At 71.1% G+C, this 16781-nt stretch carries 15 protein-coding genes; 7 read left to right on the top strand and 8 right to left on the bottom strand.

Going from position 1 to position 16781, the window contains the following annotated elements:
- Positions 1 to 117: 117 nt before the first annotated feature.
- Entirely contained in the window at positions 118 to 678 is a 561-nt protein-coding gene (locus ACIO1C_RS35795; RefSeq protein ID WP_401871980.1) for a GNAT family N-acetyltransferase, read from the top strand.
- A 38-nt stretch (positions 679 to 716) separates the two neighbouring features.
- Here ACIO1C_RS35795 and ACIO1C_RS35790 read toward each other — a convergent pair whose 3' ends face one another.
- From ACIO1C_RS35790 to ACIO1C_RS35765, 6 genes are all read right to left on the bottom strand, one after another.
- Positions 717 to 2309, bottom strand: coding sequence for a type VI secretion protein (locus ACIO1C_RS35790; protein WP_401871977.1), 1593 nt, complete (start codon positions 2307 to 2309; stop codon positions 717 to 719).
- 1 nt (position 2310) lies between these two features.
- Entirely contained in the window at positions 2311 to 3756 is a 1446-nt protein-coding gene (locus ACIO1C_RS35785; protein ID WP_401871975.1) for an ATP-binding protein, read from the bottom strand.
- Positions 3757 to 3845: 89 nt separating this feature from the next.
- The gene (locus ACIO1C_RS35780) at positions 3846 to 5399 is read right to left on the bottom strand and encodes an SCO6880 family protein (RefSeq protein WP_401871972.1); all 1554 of its coding nucleotides are present in this window, start codon (positions 5397 to 5399) and stop codon (positions 3846 to 3848) included.
- Positions 5396 to 6781: a hypothetical protein gene (locus ACIO1C_RS35775; RefSeq protein WP_401871969.1), complete on the bottom strand. Its 1386-nt coding sequence runs from the start codon at positions 6779 to 6781 to the stop codon at positions 5396 to 5398. Before ACIO1C_RS35775 ends, ACIO1C_RS35780 begins: the two co-directional genes overlap by 4 nt.
- The gene (locus ACIO1C_RS35770) at positions 6771 to 7628 is read right to left on the bottom strand and encodes a hypothetical protein (RefSeq protein WP_401871967.1); all 858 of its coding nucleotides are present in this window, start codon (positions 7626 to 7628) and stop codon (positions 6771 to 6773) included. Before ACIO1C_RS35770 ends, ACIO1C_RS35775 begins: the two co-directional genes overlap by 11 nt.
- Before the next feature lie 345 nt (positions 7629 to 7973).
- Positions 7974 to 8282, bottom strand: coding sequence for a hypothetical protein (locus ACIO1C_RS35765; RefSeq protein ID WP_161312217.1), 309 nt, complete (start codon positions 8280 to 8282; stop codon positions 7974 to 7976).
- Positions 8283 to 8757: 475 nt separating this feature from the next.
- Here ACIO1C_RS35765 and ACIO1C_RS35760 point away from each other — a divergent pair, with 475 nt between their 5' ends.
- The 6 genes from ACIO1C_RS35760 (at position 8758) to ACIO1C_RS35735 (ending at position 14891) form a co-directional block, all read left to right on the top strand.
- Positions 8758 to 9576: an SAM-dependent methyltransferase gene (locus tag ACIO1C_RS35760; RefSeq protein WP_401871985.1), complete on the top strand. Its 819-nt coding sequence runs from the start codon at positions 8758 to 8760 to the stop codon at positions 9574 to 9576.
- 276 nt (positions 9577 to 9852) lie between these two features.
- Positions 9853 to 10254 carry a hypothetical protein gene (locus ACIO1C_RS35755; RefSeq protein ID WP_401871965.1) on the top strand — a complete coding sequence of 134 codons (402 nt, stop codon included), beginning with the start codon at positions 9853 to 9855 and terminating at the stop codon, positions 10252 to 10254.
- The gene (locus ACIO1C_RS35750; protein WP_401871962.1) at positions 10251 to 12101 is read left to right on the top strand and encodes an alpha/beta hydrolase; all 1851 of its coding nucleotides are present in this window, start codon (positions 10251 to 10253) and stop codon (positions 12099 to 12101) included. Before ACIO1C_RS35755 ends, ACIO1C_RS35750 begins: the two co-directional genes overlap by 4 nt.
- 98 nt (positions 12102 to 12199) lie before the next feature.
- The gene (locus tag ACIO1C_RS35745; protein WP_401871960.1) at positions 12200 to 12712 is read left to right on the top strand and encodes a hypothetical protein; all 513 of its coding nucleotides are present in this window, start codon (positions 12200 to 12202) and stop codon (positions 12710 to 12712) included.
- A gap of 107 nt (positions 12713 to 12819) precedes the next feature.
- Positions 12820 to 13794 carry an NlpC/P60 family protein gene (locus tag ACIO1C_RS35740; protein WP_401871982.1) on the top strand — a complete coding sequence of 325 codons (975 nt, stop codon included), beginning with the start codon at positions 12820 to 12822 and terminating at the stop codon, positions 13792 to 13794.
- A 368-nt stretch (positions 13795 to 14162) separates the two neighbouring features.
- Entirely contained in the window at positions 14163 to 14891 is a 729-nt protein-coding gene (locus ACIO1C_RS35735) for a phosphatase PAP2 family protein (RefSeq protein ID WP_401871957.1), read from the top strand.
- A gap of 18 nt (positions 14892 to 14909) precedes the next feature.
- Here the strand turns inward: ACIO1C_RS35735 and ACIO1C_RS35730 are convergent, their stop codons facing one another.
- Positions 14910 to 15560 (bottom strand): sortase domain-bontaining protein, encoded by a 651-nt coding sequence (locus tag ACIO1C_RS35730; RefSeq protein ID WP_401871954.1) that lies wholly within the window; start codon positions 15558 to 15560, stop codon positions 14910 to 14912.
- Positions 15561 to 15607: 47 nt separating this feature from the next.
- Positions 15608 to 16624, bottom strand: a complete 1017-nt coding sequence (locus tag ACIO1C_RS35725; RefSeq protein WP_401871952.1) for a hypothetical protein — start codon at positions 16622 to 16624, stop codon at positions 15608 to 15610.
- Between the last annotated feature and the right edge of the window lie 157 nt (positions 16625 to 16781).

Raw genomic sequence — 16781 nt, 5'->3', positions numbered from 1 at the left:
AGGGGGGACCCTGTGGGAGAGTAGGACGCCGCCGAACAATCTTTGATCGTGGGAATGCCCTGTACCTTCTGGTACAGGGCATTTTTGCGTTCAGGGCCAAAAGGAAAGAACCGACGGATGAACCACGTGATACGAGCGGTACGGGCCGACGAATGGGCCCAGGTCAAGGAACTGCGCTTGGTCGCGCTCCAGGATCCGGTGGCGTCGATCGCCTTCCTGGACACGTACGAGCAGGCCTCCCAGCGACCCGACTCCTTCTGGGAGGAGCGTGCGGCGGGAGTGGTCGCGGGGAGCGGGGTCCAGCAGTTTGTCGCCGAGGCACCCGACGGCTCCTGGTCGGGGAGTGTCGGGCTGCTGATCGAGCCGGCCGGCATGACCGACTTCTTCGGCACCACCATCGAGCGGCCCCAGGGGCACCTCATCGGGGTCTTCGTGCGTCCCGGGCAGCGCGGCGGCGGACTCATCGACGGGCTGGTGAACGCGGCGCTCGACTGGGCGTGGTCGCTGGAGGAACCGCGGCTGGAGCGGGTGCGGTTGCACGTCCACGAGAGCAACAGCCGGGCGCGCGCGGTGTACCGGAGGCTGGGCTTCGAACCGACCGGCGTGCTGGTGCCGTTCGCGCCCGATCCGTCCGCGAAGGAGCTGGAGATGGCGGTCGTCCGACGCGCCGCCGGCTGACGCCGTCGCCGTACGGTCAGTCAGGGGGGTACGGCCGCTCAGCCCGGCAGCTCGTGGTGCGGCCAGCGGTCCCGCGCCTGCTCCCTGGAGCGGAGCAGAGCGAGCGTCGGCAGGCCGCGGTCCTGGCCCGTGGCCAGCAGCTCGGGCAGCAGGGGCAGGTGCGCGACCGCCGCGACGTCGTCCAGGACGAGGGACATTGGTGGGTCGAGCCGACCGTCAGATGACCGTGCGGCCATGCGGCGGCCGTGCTCGACCACGTGTGTGGTGAGTGCGGTGAGCAGAGGCATCGCGCCCGGGTGGGAGCGGGGATCCTCGATGGGCTCACCCACCACGTAGAGCGTGCCCCCCTCGTCGGCGAAAGAATCCAACGTGAGTGAATCCGTTCGGTTGGGTGTGCAGGCCTCACGGATGTGGATCGAGGAGAGGGCCGCCAGCGTACGGGCCGTCAACTGTTGCGCCACCTCGCGGCGTTCGGGGTGCGAGGTGAGGGCCGACTCCAGGAGCCCCGCGAGGCCGGAGGCGGCTTTGGGGTGCGTACGGAGGATCCGTACGGCCTCGTGGGCGCCCGCGCCCTGCGCCCAGCGGTGCACCTGCTTGAAGGGCCGCGCGTCCACGGCCGCGGCGTGCAGCCAGCAGCGCAGGAGGGTCTCCGCGGTGTCGGCCATGGCGGTGTCGAGGAGGGCGCGCGGGCGTACGGGGGCCAGCAGGGCGGCCGCGCGGGCGGCGGCGGTGTCGGGGTTCTCGCATCCGGCGGCCGGCGACCAGTGGAGGCGGGCCGGGGTGTCGCAGAGGTGGCCGGGGTCGTAGACGAGGACGGGGCCCAGCTTGGCCCGCGCGTCCTTGGTCTCGGCCCAGACACCGGGGTCGGAGGTGACGACCAGCGCCGGGCCTTCGGCGTCCAGGACGGCCTGGACGGCGGTGGGGCGGCGGGTGCGGGCGGTGCCGTACACGACCTGTGGGGTTGTGCCGGGCACGGGGAGGGGTGCGGGAAGGGGCACGGACGCGGCTACCGGTACGGGTCCTGATGCCGGAGCCGGAGCCGGCTTCGGCGCGGCGAGAGGGCGGGTGTCCTCGGCGCCGGGCGTGGGCGGGTACGGGTACTGCCCCGCCGCGGGGCCGTACATCGCGGCTACGGGCGCTCCCGAGCCCTTGCCCGGCCCGTACGACACCTCGTCCCTGGGGAGTGGCTGGTGCGGCAGCGAGGGGTGTTCGCGCTCCGGTGCCGCCGCCGTCTCGCGCTCGTACCGCAGCTGTTCGCGGCGCCGGGACCGTACGGCCCGCCAGCGGGTCACGACACCCAGCGCGAACACCGTCAGGACGGTGAGGACCATCAGCTGGCTGATCAACAGCCCCCAGAACAGGCCGTATCCGGAGAGCTGGCCCGGCGGAGTGTCGGGCCAGGCCGCCGGCAGGTCGTGCGGCGCCGTCGCCAACTGCCGCAGCGCCAGGGGCGTACGGGCGAAGGTGACGTGGTCGGGCCAGCCGCGGTGGGCGAACACCCCGGCGAACCCCGTCGCCGACCAGGTCAGCAGCGAGAACCCGAGCAGGAAGGCCAGCAGGCCCACCAACAGCCCGTCGGGGACGCCTCCTTGGCGGCCCTGCTGCCCGTCCCGGCCCTGGTGGCGCTCCATGTCACGCCACCGTCGACTCGGAGGACTCGTTCAACCGCCGTTGTCGCTCCAGGAGCGCCGCACGCTGCTCCGCCTCCCAGTCCGCGGCCCGTACGTCCTCGGGCAGCCCGGCGGCCTCCAGGGCGTCGGCGGCGTCCGAGGCCTGGGAGTTCTCCGTCATCGCGCGGTCGGTGAAGACGAGGGGCCGTTCGGCCTCCGTCACCAGGTGCTTGACGACTTGGACGTTGCCGTTCACGTCCCAGACCGCGATACCGGGGGTGAGCGTCGGGATGATCTCCACCGCCCACCGGGGCAGTCCGAGGACCAGGCCCGTAGCTCTAGCCTCGTCGGCCTTCTGGGCGTAGATCGTGCGGGTCGAGGCCATCTTGAGGATGGCGGCGGCCTCGCGTGCCGCCGCGCCGTCCACGACGTCGGAGAGGTGGTGGACCACCGCGACGAACGACAGGCCGAGCCGGCGGCCGAACTTGAGCAGACGCTGGAACAGCTGGGCCACGAAGGGCGAGTTGATGATGTGCCAGGCCTCCTCGACCAGGAAGATGCGCTTCCTGCGGTCGGGGCGGATCCAGGTGTGCTCCAGCCAGACGCCGACGATCGCCATCAGGATCGGCATCGCGATCGAGTTGCGGTCGATGTGCGAGAGGTCGAAGACGATCAGGGGCGCGTCGAGGTCGATGCCGATGGAGGTCGGCCCGTCGAACATGCCCCGCAGGTCACCGTCGACCAGCCGGTCCAGGACCAGGGCGACGTCCAGGCCCCAGGCCCGTACGTCGTCTATGTCGACGTTCATCGCCTCGGCCGACTCCGGCTCGGGGTGGCGCAGCTGTTCGACGATGTCCATCAGCACGGGCTGGCGCTCGATGATCGTCTCGTTGACGTAGGCGTGCGCGACCTTGAGGGCGAAGCCGGAACGTTCGTCCAGGCCGTGTCCCATGGCGACTTCGATGATCGTACGGAGCAGGGCGAGCTGCCCGGTCGTGGTGATCGCCGGGTCGAGCGGGTTGAGGCGGATCCCGTCGTCCAGGGCCGCCATCGCGTCAAGACGGATGGGGGTTATACCCAGCTCCTGGGCGATGAGGTTCCACTCGCCGGCGCCGTCCTCGCCCTGGGCGTCCAGGACGACGACCTGGCGGTCGCGGAACCGCAGCTGGCGCAGGACGTACGTCTTCTCCAGCGCGGACTTGCCGTTGCCGGACTCGCCGAGCACCAGCCAGTGGGGGGCGGGGAGCTGCTGCCCGTACAGCTGGAAGGGGTCGTAGATGTAGCCCTTGCCGCTGTAGACCTCGCGGCCGATGATCACGCCGGAGTCGCCGAGGCCGGGGGCGGCGGTGGGCAGATAGACGGCCTGGGCCTGGCCCGTCGAGGTACGGACCGGCAACCGGGTCGTCTCCACCGCCCCGAAGAGGAAACTGGTGAAGGCTTCCGTGAGGATGGACAGCGGATCTCGCACCACAGGCCCCTTTCTGTTCGGCGTCTACGGGTTCTGTTCGGCGTCTACAGGCTTACGGCTTACGGCTTGCGGCTTCGGGTCGGCGGCGGTCAGCGGCGGATGCCGGTCGCGAACGGCAAGGTGTTCACGAAGGCACGGTGGTGCTCACGGTCGCACCACTCCAGCTTGAGGTACGACTTGCCGGCCGAGGCCCTGATGGTCCGCTTGTCCCTGGCCAGGGCCTCGGGCGACCTGGACGACACTGTGATGTACCCGACGAGGTTCACCCCCGCCGCACCGCTGGCGAGATCTTCACCCCGCTGGTCGAGCCTGCCGTGCGCGGCGATGTCGCGCGGGTCGACGGTCCGGTTCATCTTGGCGGCGCGGCTCGCCTCCGCGTCGTCGTTGGTCTTCTCCGTCAGCATCCGCTCGATGGCGACCTCGGTGGGCTCCAGGTCCATGGTCACCGAGACCGTGCGGATGACGTCCGGGGTGTGGACGAGGAGCGGGGCGAGGAAGTTCACGCCGACCGGCGTCATCGGCCACTCCTTCACCCAGGCGGTGGAGTGGCACCAGGGGGCGCGGGTCGAGGACTCGCGGGTCTTGGCCTGGAGGTACGTCGGCTCCATCGCGTCCAGCTCGGCCGGCCAGGCGTTCCGTTTGGTCATGGCCTGGATGTGGTCGATGGGGTGGTCGGGGTCGTACATCGAGTGCACGAGGGAGGCGAGGCGGCCCTGGCCGAGCGGCTGCCGTACCCGGATGTCGGCCTCGGCGAGCCGGGCGCAGATGTCGGTGAGCTCGCGGGCCATGACCACGGCGAGGCCGGCGTCCTTGTCGAGCTTCCGCCCCCCGGAGGCGTGGCGGGCGGCGCGGGCCATGGCCTGGGCCTCGGCGGCCAGTTCGCGGGTGAAGTGCATGCAGGCGACGAGGTAGGCGCGGTGCTGCTCGCTGGAGGTGGAGACCATCGACTGGAGCTGGTCGTACGACTCCTGGAGCCAGCCGGGGGACGCGTTGTCGCCGCGCTGGGCGACGTCCTTGGCGTGGGCGTCGGGGTCGGCGGGGAGCGTACGGGCGAGCATCTGGATGCGGGTGACGAAGCCGTCCCCGTTGGCGACGTGCTTGAGGAGCGTGCCGAAGCGGTCGACGAGGGCTTCCTGGTCCTCGCTGTCGCGCAGGCCGACGCCGGGGCCCTCGATCTCGATGGCGGCGGTGACCGTACGGCGGTCGGCGTGCAGCAGGACGGCGATCTCGTCGGGGCCGAAGGGCGCGGCGAGCCAGTTGATGCGGCCGATGCCGGGGGGCGGGCCGATCTCGACCTCGCGGCCGTCGAGGCTCGTACCGGACTCCATGGCGCCGGAGCGGTAGGTGGTGCCGTTGCGGAGGGTCCGTTTGAAGCTGCGGTTGATCTCGAACCACTTGTAGAACGTGCGGTGTTTGTACGGCACGTACACGGCGGCCAGGGCGATGAGCGGGAAGCCCATCAGTGTCACGATCCGCAGGGACAGGACCGGGACGAGCAGGCCGCACATCATGCCGAGGAACGCGCCGCCGATGATGAGCGCGATCTCGCCGGTCTCGCGGTTCTTGCCGACGATCGCGTTCGGCCGGGCGCGGCCGATGAGATACGTGCGGCGTGGTGCGATCGGGTGGGCCTGGGTCGTCAACGCCCTCCCCCTCCAGTGCTGTTGTTACCGGTGTTGCGTGAGCTGTGCGGGGTGCCGGTGGTGGGGCCGCCGGTACGGGGCGGGGGTGCGGCGGAGGGGACATGTCCGCCGCCGCCCCCGCTTCCGCCGCCGCCTCCGGACGACGGGCGGGTGCTGTGCGCGGCGACGCCGCCGGAGATGGAGTTCTGCGACCTGGCGCCGCCTCCGCCTCCGCCGCCGCCCGATCCTCCGCCGTTGCTGCGGCTGCTGTGGGTCTTGATGCCCTGGGAGACGAGGGCGGCGGGGGAGCTGATGGCGGCGGCGGCGCGGGAGCCGTCGGTGGCCTGCTTGCGGTTGTCGCGGGAGGCGGCGATCTCGTCGCCGAAGCCGGGGACGAAGCGGTAGATCATGGCGGACGCGAAGATCGCGAGCAGGATGATCGCCAGGCCGGTGACGACGGCGGAGAAGGAGTCGGGGCCGCTCTCGGAGGAGAGGGCGCCGGCGAGGCTGAGGACGATCACGATGACGGGTTTGACGAGGATGACGGCGATCATGATGCCGGCCCAGCGGCGGACGTGGCCCCACATGTTCTTGTCGACGAGTCCGGCGTAGACGATGACGCCGAGGAGGGCGCCGACGTAGAGCAGGACGGCGCGGATGAACAGCTCCATGAAGAGGACGCCGGCGGCGAGGATCGTCACGAGGGAGACGACGATGAGCATGATGGGGCCGCCGCCGATGTCGGTGCCCTTGGTGAGGGCCTCGGAGAACGACCCGAAGAATACGTCGGTCTGCTTGCCGGTGCCGGCGGCGATGACCTCGGTGACGCCGTCGGTGGCGGAGACGACGGTGTAGAGGATCAGGGGCGTGAAGGCGGAGGCGAGGACGGCGAGCCAGAGGAAGCCGACGGCTTCGGAGATGGCGGTGGTGAACGGCACGCCCCGGATGGCGCGCTTGGCGACGGCGAAGAGCCACAGGACGAGGGTCAGGACGCTGGCGGCGGCGAAGACGATGGCGTACCGGGCGAGGAAGGCCTGGTTGGTGAAGTCGACGTTGGCGGTCTCCTCGACGGCTCCGGAGAGCTTCTCGACGACCCAGGAGGCGGATTCGGCGCAGCCTCGGGCTAGGGAGGAGAGGGGGTCGAGGGCGTCTGCGGGGTTGTCGGGCAGCCCTCCGGAACGGGCGGAGTCGCCGGACTCGCAGTAGCTCTTGGACAGGCCCTTCAGCAGGCTGCAGTCGACCTTGTCGCCGGTCGGGGAGGGCGTGGGCGTGGGAGTGGGAGTGGGCGCCGCGGCGGCCCGGGCGGCGAAGAGGAACAGCGTGGCCGGGACGCCCGCCAGCGCGGCGCCGATCCATCGGGCTCGGACGAGCGGGCGGGAGTGGGGTCGGGAGCTACCTGGCATACGTGAAGCCTCCGTACTGCTCGACAGCCTTGCTGATCTCGTCCGCGGTGGAGGTCGCGACATCGCCGGGGACGGGAGCCGGTCCGGTCTGCTGCGTATCGGTCGCGATCTTCCAGTCGTCGCCTTGCCAGCGGAGATCGAAGGTTCCGGTCTGCCAGGTCGTCTTCACCGGGTCGGTGGAGCCGGGTCCGGCCATTCCGATCAGGCCCGTGTACCAGACGGAGACCCGGGCGGTGTCGCCGCTGATGGTCTCGACTTTCGTGCCCACCGGGATCGCCCGGGAGACGAAGATGTTCTCGGCGGGAGGGTTCCCTTCGGCGTCCAGACCGAGCTTTTGCAACTCCGCGGGTGCGTAGGCGGGGTCCAGCACGGTCTTGAGTTTGGTGGCCGATTCGGGCACGTAGATGGCGTCCAGGATGGCGTACCGGCTCACCCGGTTGAACATCCCGTCCGACCCCAGCGCCACCGCGTAATTCGCCGCCGCACTCGCCGCCCCCTGCTCGTCCCTCGCGAAGCCCGACGGGATCGTGCCGTTCTTGCCCGTCACCGGCTTCACGCCCGACGCCGCCGTCGGGTTTCCCGCGCCCTCGGGTGCGCCCGCGCCCGGTGCCGGGTCGTCGCCGCCGCCGCGGTTCGCGAAGGCGATGGCCGCGACCAGGAGGACCACGACGCCCACGACCGTGATGAGGGAGCGTGAACTGCGTGCGGGGCGCCTGCCGCCGCCGTAGCCGTCGCCGCCTCTGGCGTCGGGCAGCCGCGTGCGCGTCTGGCCCGTACCGCCGAAGCTGTCGTCCGTACGGGCGGGACGTGCCGGGTCGCCGTAGCCGTGCTCGTCACCGAAGCTCATGCCGCGAAAGCCCCCTCAGCCGTGCGCGGGTCCGCGTGGTCCGCGTAGTACGACGGTAGCCGTGCTGGTTCCCGCGCGGGCGCGGTGTGGTGACTCGACATCAGGGAGACGCAACCTCAGCCGGTGGGTGCGACGGACGGGTGGTGTTGGGGCGCACCGGGCGCACGCCTGGTGCGTACCGGAGGGACCGGAGGAAAGGGCAGACGGAAGGGCGGGGTGACAGGTCCGTCGGAGCGGCCGAACGGGTGGGACCGAGCACGCTCGGCCGTCCGGGTCGGCCGGCGGGAGCGCCGACCGTGACAACGGCCGGGATCGGACGGCCGTCCCGTATACGAACGGCCGGGATCAGACGGCCATCCCGTACACGATCGTGAAGAGCGTGCCCAGCGACCCGATGATGAAGACGCCGGTCAGCCCCGCGACGATCAGGCCCTTGCCCTGTTCCGCGCTGAAGGTGTCCCTGAGCGCCGTCGCCCCGATGCGCTGCTTCGCCGCGCCCCAGATCGCGATGCCGAGACAGAGCAGGATGGCCACCGCCATCACGACCTCGATCATCACCCGGGCCTCGTTCCCGAGTGTCCCGAAGGGTCCCCAGTCCGGGGCGATACCACCGATGATGGTGGTGATGTCGCCCTTTTCAGCCGCCAGGTACATGTAACTCACCGCCCCTGTTGGGTCGTTCGCCGCCCGGGCCCCATGGCACGGGTCACGCTCTATCTTCGCTGATGGAACCGCCCTCGTATGCCGCTTGGCGGCTCTCTTTACCCGATGCCCGCACATATGACCGGTCCCGGCCCCCTGACCTGGTGCGGACCGGCTGTGTACGTATGCATTCGGTTACTCTGTGTATCACGGGGCGTGACTCCGGGCAATGACTGTCGTTGGTCCACCTTTGCGGGGGGTGCGGCGCCGTGGGGGAGCGGTGGGGGAGCGGTGGAGAGATACGGAGAGCTGGGGCGCGATCAGGTCTGTTGGAACGGCACGGGGTTGGACTAGGAAGGCGTCTGTGACCCAAGACGAATCGCGCAACGACGCCGCTTCCGCTTCCGCCTCCGACCTCGCGGACCTCGCCGTCCCGCCCGTTCCTGACGCCGACCCCTTCGCCGCCTCGCTCGCCGACACCCAGCGGATTCTGGCCAGGATCGACACGACCCGGCCCCATACCGCCCGTATCTGGAACTACTGGACCGGCGGCAAGGACAACTACCTCGTCGACCGGGAGGCCGGCGACCAGATCAGGAAGCTGCACCCGGGCATCGGGGACTACGCGCTGGCCGACCGTCAGTTCCTCGGCCGGGTCGTCGAACATCTGACCAGGGACGTGGGCATCAGACAGTTCCTGGACGTGGGCACGGGCCTGCCGAGCGCCGACAACACCCACGAGGTCGCCCAGCGCGTGGCCCCGGAGTCCCGGATCGTGTACGTCGACAACGACCCGCTCGTCCTCGCCCACGCGCGGGCGCTGCTGACCAGCTCGCCCGAAGGGAGGACGGACTACCTCGACGCCGACCTCCGCGACGTCGACACCATCCTGGAGCGCGCGTCGCGGACGCTCGATCTCGGCGAGCCCGTCGCGCTGATGCTGCTGGGCGTCGTGATCTTCATCGAGGACGACGAGGAGTCGTACGGCCTGGTGCGCCGCCTCATGGACGCGCTGCCCGCCGGCAGCCATCTGGTGCTGTCCCACACGATCACCAGCCCGGCGATGCCGGACGTGGACGCGGCGGTCGCCTTCTGGAACGAGAACGGCACGCCCCGGCTGACCCAGCGCACCCCGGAGCAGCTGCTCCGCTACTTCGACGGGCTTGAGGTGCTGGAGCCCGGGGTGGTGTCGTGCTCGCGCTGGCGGCCGGTGACGGGTGCGGGGTCGGGGCCGGGGCCGGGGTCGGGTGGCGAGGGGCTGCCGGACGAGGTGGCGATGTTCGGGGGAGTGGGGCGGAAGGGGTAAGGGGGGCGGAAGGGTTAGGGGGTCGGGGGTCGTCGCCCTGGCTCTGCTTGTTCCGTACGGGTGAACTTGGCCGGGCTGTCACGGTGTCCGTTCGCCCGGCCGATCCTGTGCCCGCGGGCGCCTCTGCCGTACGTGTGGGCCCCCTGCCGCCGTCCTGACGCGCGATTGCCCCGCGCCCCGCTTTGGGAAAGTGCCGTCGATATCCCTCGATATCCGTCGGCCTCCCGGACCGGGAGCGGGCGAGGGCAGCGGCACTGCGGGACAGGGGCGAGCGGGATGGCGGGGACGGCGGGGAGCGGTGGGGGTGCGGGCGCCGGCGGCGGAGCGGATGTACGGCACAGCGCGGGGCCCTGGACCGGGGCGGCGGGCGCGGCCGAGGCGCTGCGTACGCACCTGGGCCAGGTCCGGCCCGAATTCGCCGCCGCGCACGCGGGGTTGGCGGGCGGTACGGAGGGCCTGGCGGTCGCGGACGTGCTGCGGACGGTCCGTACCTCGTGGGAGCGGCGGATCGACACCGCCGCGGGGGAGTGCGGCAGCCTCGCGGGCAGCCTGAGGGCGGTCGCGAAGGACCTGGGCGAGAGCGACACGGCGGTGCGGGCGGCGCTCGCGGGGGTGGGGACGGGGGCAGGCCTCGGTTCAGGGCTTGTTTCCGGCCTCGGCTTCGGTGGTGGTCGGTGAGTGGGGGGCTGACCTGGGCCCAGTTGCGCGAGGTGCGGTGTTCCGAGCTGGAGGACGCCGCCGACGGCTGGGGCCGGGCGAGCAACCGCGCCGACGCGGCGCGCGACCGGATCGACCGGCAGCTGCTCACCGGCATCCGGGACTCGCAGCGGGGCGAGGCGGCGCGGGCGGCGGTCGTACGGCTGCGGGATCTGAGCCGTAACTTCCAGTACGTCCACACGGAGTGCGGTCTTGTCCGTACGACGCTCAACAGCCTGGCCCACGAACTGAGAGGCCCGCAGCGGGCGTTGCGGGAGGCGCTGGAGGACGCGCGGGCGCTGGGGTTCACGGTGCACCCGGACGGCGGGGTGAGCTTTCCCGAGGCGGGCGAGAACTGGTCGACGGGCCGTCCGTTGCCGGGTGGGCGGATCGCGGGGAGCGGGGCGGAGCCGTTTGCCGCGGTGCCGTCGGCGTACGGGAGCGTCAACCCGAACGAGGCGAAGGCCCAGGACGTCGTGGACCGCATCGGGCGGGCGCTGCGTGAGGCGCGGGGCATCGACGAGCGGTACGCGGCCACGTTGAGGAAGTTGACGGCCCAGGAGGGCCTCAAGGTCTCGGCCGCGATGTGGACGGACGCGTACGGCGACGCGACGGCGGTGCGGGGTGCGGCGGACGGGTATCTCCGGGACGCGATTCCGGAGGACGCGTCGCCGGCGGAACGCAAGGCGTGGTGGTACGGCCTGACGCGGGAGCAGCGTGAGGAGTACCTGGCGGTCTACCCGGACGTGATCGGGAATCTGGACGGGATGCCGGCGGTGGTGCGGGATGCGGCGAACCGGGACAACTTGCAGTTGTTGATGGGGAAGTTGGAGGGTCTGGAGGACGAGGGGTCGCGGACGCGGTTGGCGGGGTTGCGGGAGATTGACCGGCAGTTGCGGTTCCCCGACCCCGATCGACCGCCGATGTATCTGCTGGGCATCGGTGACGAGGGCAATGGCCGGGCCATCGTCGCGTACGGGAATCCGGACACATCGCGGAACGTGTCGGCGTATGTGCCCGGACTCGGGGCCGCGTTGGACGAGGAATTCGCGACGAACGATCTGCGGCGCGCGGCGGACACGGCGTCCGCGGCCCGCGAGTACGACCCGTCGAGCGCCGCGATCGTTTGGCTCGGCTATGACGCGCCGCAGTTGTCCGGGGACGACATCACGGGGAACACGGACGTCATGTTCGCCGACCGGGCGGAGGCCGGGGCCACCGCGTACAACTCGTTCATGGCCGGTGTCTCGGCGACGAACGAACACGAGAATCCCCATGTGACCGCCATCGGCCACTCGTACGGCTCGCTCACCGTGGGGCAGGCCGCGCAGCGGCCGGGAGGAGTTCCGGGCGCCGAGGACATCGTGCTGCTCGGCAGCCCCGGGACCGGAGCGAGATCCGCCGACGAGCTGGGTGTGGGCAGGGAGCACGTGTACGTCGGTGCGGCGGAGAACGACCCGGTGACCGCCATGCCCGCCAAGATCGAGGCGCGCGGCATGGCGACGGGCGCGATGAGCGGGGCCGTGGTGGGCGCGGCGGTGGGCGGCCCGGTGGGGGCGGTGGTCGGGGGCGTCGGGGGTGGCGCGGCGGCGTACTTCGCGCAGGACGCGCAGGCGGACGACCGGGAGATCTGGTACGGAACGGACCCGGCGCACGAGGCCTTCGGCGCGCGGAGGTTCCGGGTGGCGGACGGGGCACGGCCGATCGCGGACATGGGGGGCGTGGACGCGCATACGCGCTACTTCGACGACGGTGAGGAATCGGCCCAGAACATTGCGAAAGTAGTCGCCGGCCGAGGTCACAAAATCAGTGTTCAGGAGCCCCGGTGAAATCTGTCCGTCTACTCACGACTTTACTTCTGGCCGTTGTCACGGCCGGATGCGGTTCTCAGGCGGAGGATCGCAAGCCTGAAAGGAAATCGTCCGACGTGAACATGCGGCAAGCGGCCGAGAAGGCCGATGAGGTGATGCAGCAGACCTTGTCAGGCGTCGTACCGCGACTGCGATGGAATCACGGGCCGTCGAATGACCACATCTGTACGGACTTCAAGAATGACGCGACCGGTACGGGCAGGGTGCGACGCCGGATCGCGATCATGACCGTCGTCTCCGCGGAGCGGCGGGGAAGTCTGCTCGGTGTGGTGGAGCGCAACTGGAAGGCGCGGGGATACCGGATCACGAGCGTGGACACCGACCCCGATCTCCCCGCGATCTTCGCGTCGACCCCGGACAACTTCCGCATGCGCGTCGCCGTCGGCGGCCAAGGCCAGTTCTTCCTCTCCATCACCACCCCCTGCTTCGCGGAATCCCCCGTCCCCGCCCCGGCCCCCGGGCCGAACACGCCGCACCGCACCGGTGGCTACCCCCAGCCCCCCGACATCCACGACCACTTCTGGTCATCGCGAGATCCTCTTCCGGCCTCCTCGCCGTCCACCCCCTGATCCGACCCCTCCCCGCCTACACTGGTCCGGACAGCGGCCCTGACGCGAAGGGTGTTTTGACGGTGCGTAAGGCATGGCTCGTCGCGTCCGCCGTCGGTGGGTCGGGGATGGCCTTCGTCGCGTTGCTGGTCGTCGGGACCTACTCCGCCGCCGCCGGGCTCACCGGGGGGAACGGCGGGACCGTCGGGCTCGCCAAGGGGGCCGTGCCGGCCGCGTACAAGCCGCTCGTGGAGCAGTGGGGCAACCTCTGCCCCGCCATCAACCCCGCCCTCCTCGCCGCGCAGCTGTACCAGGAGAGCGGGTGGAACCCCTCCGCCCAGAGTCCGGCCGACGCCCGGGGGATCGGGCAGTTCATCCCGGGCACCTGGGCCGCGCACGGGATCGACGGGGACAAGGACGGGGATCGGGACATCTGGGACCCGAAGGACGCGATTCCGTCCGCCGCCTCGTACGACTGTGAATTGGCTGATTACGTCAAGGACGTGCCCGGCGACCCGACCAACAACATGCTCGCCTCCTACAACGCGGGCGCGTACGCCGTCATCAAGTACAAGGGTGTGCCGCCGTACAAGGAGACGCAGAACTACGTCAAGATCATCCGGACTCTGGAGAAGAGCTTCGCGGCGCCCGTGGGGCGGGTCGAGCCGTCCCGGCAGGCCGCCGGGGCGATCTACTTCGCCCAGCAGAAGCTCGGTACGCCCTACCTCTGGGGCGGGAACGGGACGGCCGCCCAGGGAGGGCGGTTCGACTGTTCCGGGCTGACGCAGGCCGCGTACCGCACGGTCGGGATCGAGCTGCCGCGTGTGGCCAACGACCAGTACAACGCGGGCGAGCACCCCGCCCGCAACGAGCTGCTCCCCGGGGATCTTGTCTTCTTCTCGGAAGATCTGAACAACTCGCGGGCCATTCATCACGTCGGCCTGTACGTGGGCGGCGGGTACATGATCAACGCGCCCTACACCGGGGCCGTGATCCGGTTCGACAAGATCGACAAGCCCGACTACTTCGGCGCGACCCGGGTCACCGAGGACGGGGCGAAGTCCCTGCCGACCAACCTGCCCCCCGACCGCCCCTCCGTCTGAGGGGAGTGGGGGAGGGCCGGGGAGAGCCGGCGAAGGGAGCGCGAAGGGGTACGGTACGACCCGTCCCGCAGGCGTTCTCCCCGCCCAGGCGGAACCCCCTCCAGGGCCATTCGGCGGTCGCCGAATGGCCGGAACTATCCGTCCCGTCACCCCCCTGAACTGCGACGACGTGTCACTCTTCGATAACGTCATGGTGATCGTTCGGTGGAGAGTGGAACGTACTGCGTGAACAGGCCGTTCCATGGGCAACAGCTGCGCTCTTGATCACGCAGCATGTTCCTTACTGACCACGGGGGTTGGTGAATGCGGCGCGCGGTCTGGCGCGCCGCGGCAGGTGTCACGGCGAACAAGGCAAGGGGCCGCAGCAGATGGCTGGACTCGTACTGGATGGGTCGAACCCAGACGTCAGCCTGCTCTACGACATCAACGGACTGGCCAAGGACGCTCCGTCGTGGTTCGACGGCGTCATGGAGTTCGTCGGCGAGTACGGGATCATGCTCGCCCTCGTCCTGGTGGTTGTCGCCTGCTGGTGGAGCGTCCGCAAGCGCGGGTCCGCCGAGGACTCGGTGACCGCGGTCGCCGGGCTCGTCTGGGCGCCGCTCGCCGCCGGGTTCGCGGTGCTCGTCAACATCCCGATCCGGGGGTTCGTCGAACGGCCGCGTCCGTTCCTCGACCACAAGGGCCTGGATGTCCTGGTCGACGGCAAGACCGACTTCTCGTTCGTCAGCGACCACGCCACCATGGCGATGGCCATCGCCGCCGCGGTCTTCGTCGCCCACCGCGGGTTCGGGTTCGCCGCGCTCGGGCTGGCCCTGCTCGAAGGCTTCTGCCGCGTCTACATGGGGGTCCACTACCCGACCGACGTCATCGGCGGCTTCGCGCTCGGTACGGCCGTCGCGCTGCTCCTCACCCCCCTCGCGCTCGCCCTGTTGACCCCGCTCGTCTCGGCGGTCTCCCGCTCCCGGCACGCCGGGTGGGTGGTACGGGCCCGGGCCGCGCGCGAGGCCGACCTGATCGCGGGCTCCGGCGCCGTCGGCGGGACCCGGCCGCTCGGGATGCCCGAGCCCCGGCCCGACGACAACAACCTGGCGGCCTGACCCCGTACCGTCCCGCGTCTACCCGGCTCGGCGGCCCGGCGCCTCCGCCACCGCGCTGACCACCACGTTCGAGTCCCAGTGGCCGTTCGCGTCGATGACGCCCCCGCAGGTGATCAGCCGCAGCTCCGGGCCCGGCACCGGACCGTAGACGCGGGCGGTGGGGAACTTCTCCGTCCGGTACGTGTCCACCGCCGTCACCAGGAACCGCAGCCGCCGCCCGTCCCCCAGCTCCGCCTCCACCCGGTCCCCCGCGCGCAGGCGCCCCAGCTTGGCGAAGACGGCGTTACGGATGTTGTCGCGGCCGTTCCTGACCGGGACGGTCCCGGGGTTCGCCGGGGCGTCCCGGTGGCCCACCAGCACGGCGGGGCCGCGTTCGCCGGGGCGGGGGCCCAGGGCGTACCAGCCGACCTTCATCGCGTGGCGGAAGCTCGGCGCGTCCAGCGTCCTGCTCTCGTCGAGCGAGAGCGGCATGACCGCCGCGCTGACCCGCAGGGCCGGGATGCGCAGCCGTACCGGAGCGGAATGCGGGTCGGCGACGTGGACCGCGCGCGGTTCCGCGGTTGCCGGTGAGGGACGGTGCGCGGGCGCCGACCGCTGGGGGAGGACCGCCAGCAGGACGGCCACCACCGCGCCCAGGGCCGCCAGCCCGAAGAGCACCTTGACCGTCACGTCCCCCGCCCGCCCCGGCGCGGCGGCGCGGCCGGTCCCGTTTCCGGTCAGTGCCGGCCGTCCCTCGACCGGCGCCGGGCGCGCATCAGCAGGGCCGTGCTCGCGGCGGCCGCCACCAGGGTCGTGGCGGCGGCGAGGGCCAGCGAGACCGCTCTCGACGGGCCCTGGGCGGCCGCGGAGTCCACGGCGACCGGGTGGTCCGCGCCGCCGCGTGCCCCGCCCGACGGGGTGACCTGGAGGACGCCGACGGAGGGCGAGGCGGTACGGGTGGTCACCGGGGCGGGCGTCACCACGGCCGGCGTGGTCGTGACAGGCCGTGCCGGGGTCGCGGTGCGGGAGCGGGTGGCCGGGGCAGGGGCGGTTGTTCTCCGGGGAGCCGGGGTGGTGGTGACGGCCGGTTTCCTCGTCGCCGTCCTCGTCACCCTGGGCTTCGGCCGGGGCTTCGCGGTCGCTGTCGCCGTCGTGTCCTTCGGCTTCATGAGCGGCGGCCTCGTACCGGTCGGCGTAGCGATCCGCGCCGGAGCCGGCACCCTCGCCGTCGCGCTCGCGATCACGCCGGTGGACTTCCCCGGGGAGGCGGACCGGCTGGGCTTCGCGGACCGGGTGGGGGACGTCTTCGGCTCCGACAGCGGCCTGCCGTTGGCCGCGATCAGGCTGAAGCCCGGGACGTTCTGACCCCTCGGACGGTTCGGCATGTCGTTCTTGAAGTAGTACAGCGGATGGGTGTTGAGGACGACCTGCCGCTCGTCGCTGCCCGGCGCGTCCTTCTTGGTCCTGGACAACCGCGCGGTCACGTCCTTGGCCTTCTTCGGGGAGCCGAGCGCCGCAGGCCAGGACTTCGCACACGCGCCCGTGCACCCCGACACGCTGGGCTTGTCCGCCTCGCGGACGTACAGGGGATTGCCCTTCTTGTCCGCCACCACGTCGCCGACCGCCGTCTTGATGAGCGTGAGCTTCCCCGGCTCCGTCGGCTTGTCCACGGCCTCGGCGGCGCTCGCCCCGAGCGCGAGGAGGAGAGCGGCGGCCGTGGCGAGCGCGGCCGAGCGGGGTCCGTATCGATCCATGGCTACAGGCCACCCCCCGGACGCCCGGTCGGCCACCTCGGTGGTCCGTACGGGCTAGGGCCGATCCGCCGGACAGGCCCTAGTATCCTGAGTCTTAAATTCCCGTATAGTTGGGTCATGGTACGTCCGGGACCGAAGCTTGCGCCGTTGGATCTGA

The organism is Streptomyces sp. NPDC087420, assembly GCF_044744165.1.
In the GTDB taxonomy this organism is placed as follows: domain Bacteria; phylum Actinomycetota; class Actinomycetes; order Streptomycetales; family Streptomycetaceae; genus Streptomyces.
This window is presented reverse-complemented; position numbering and strand designations above follow the sequence as displayed.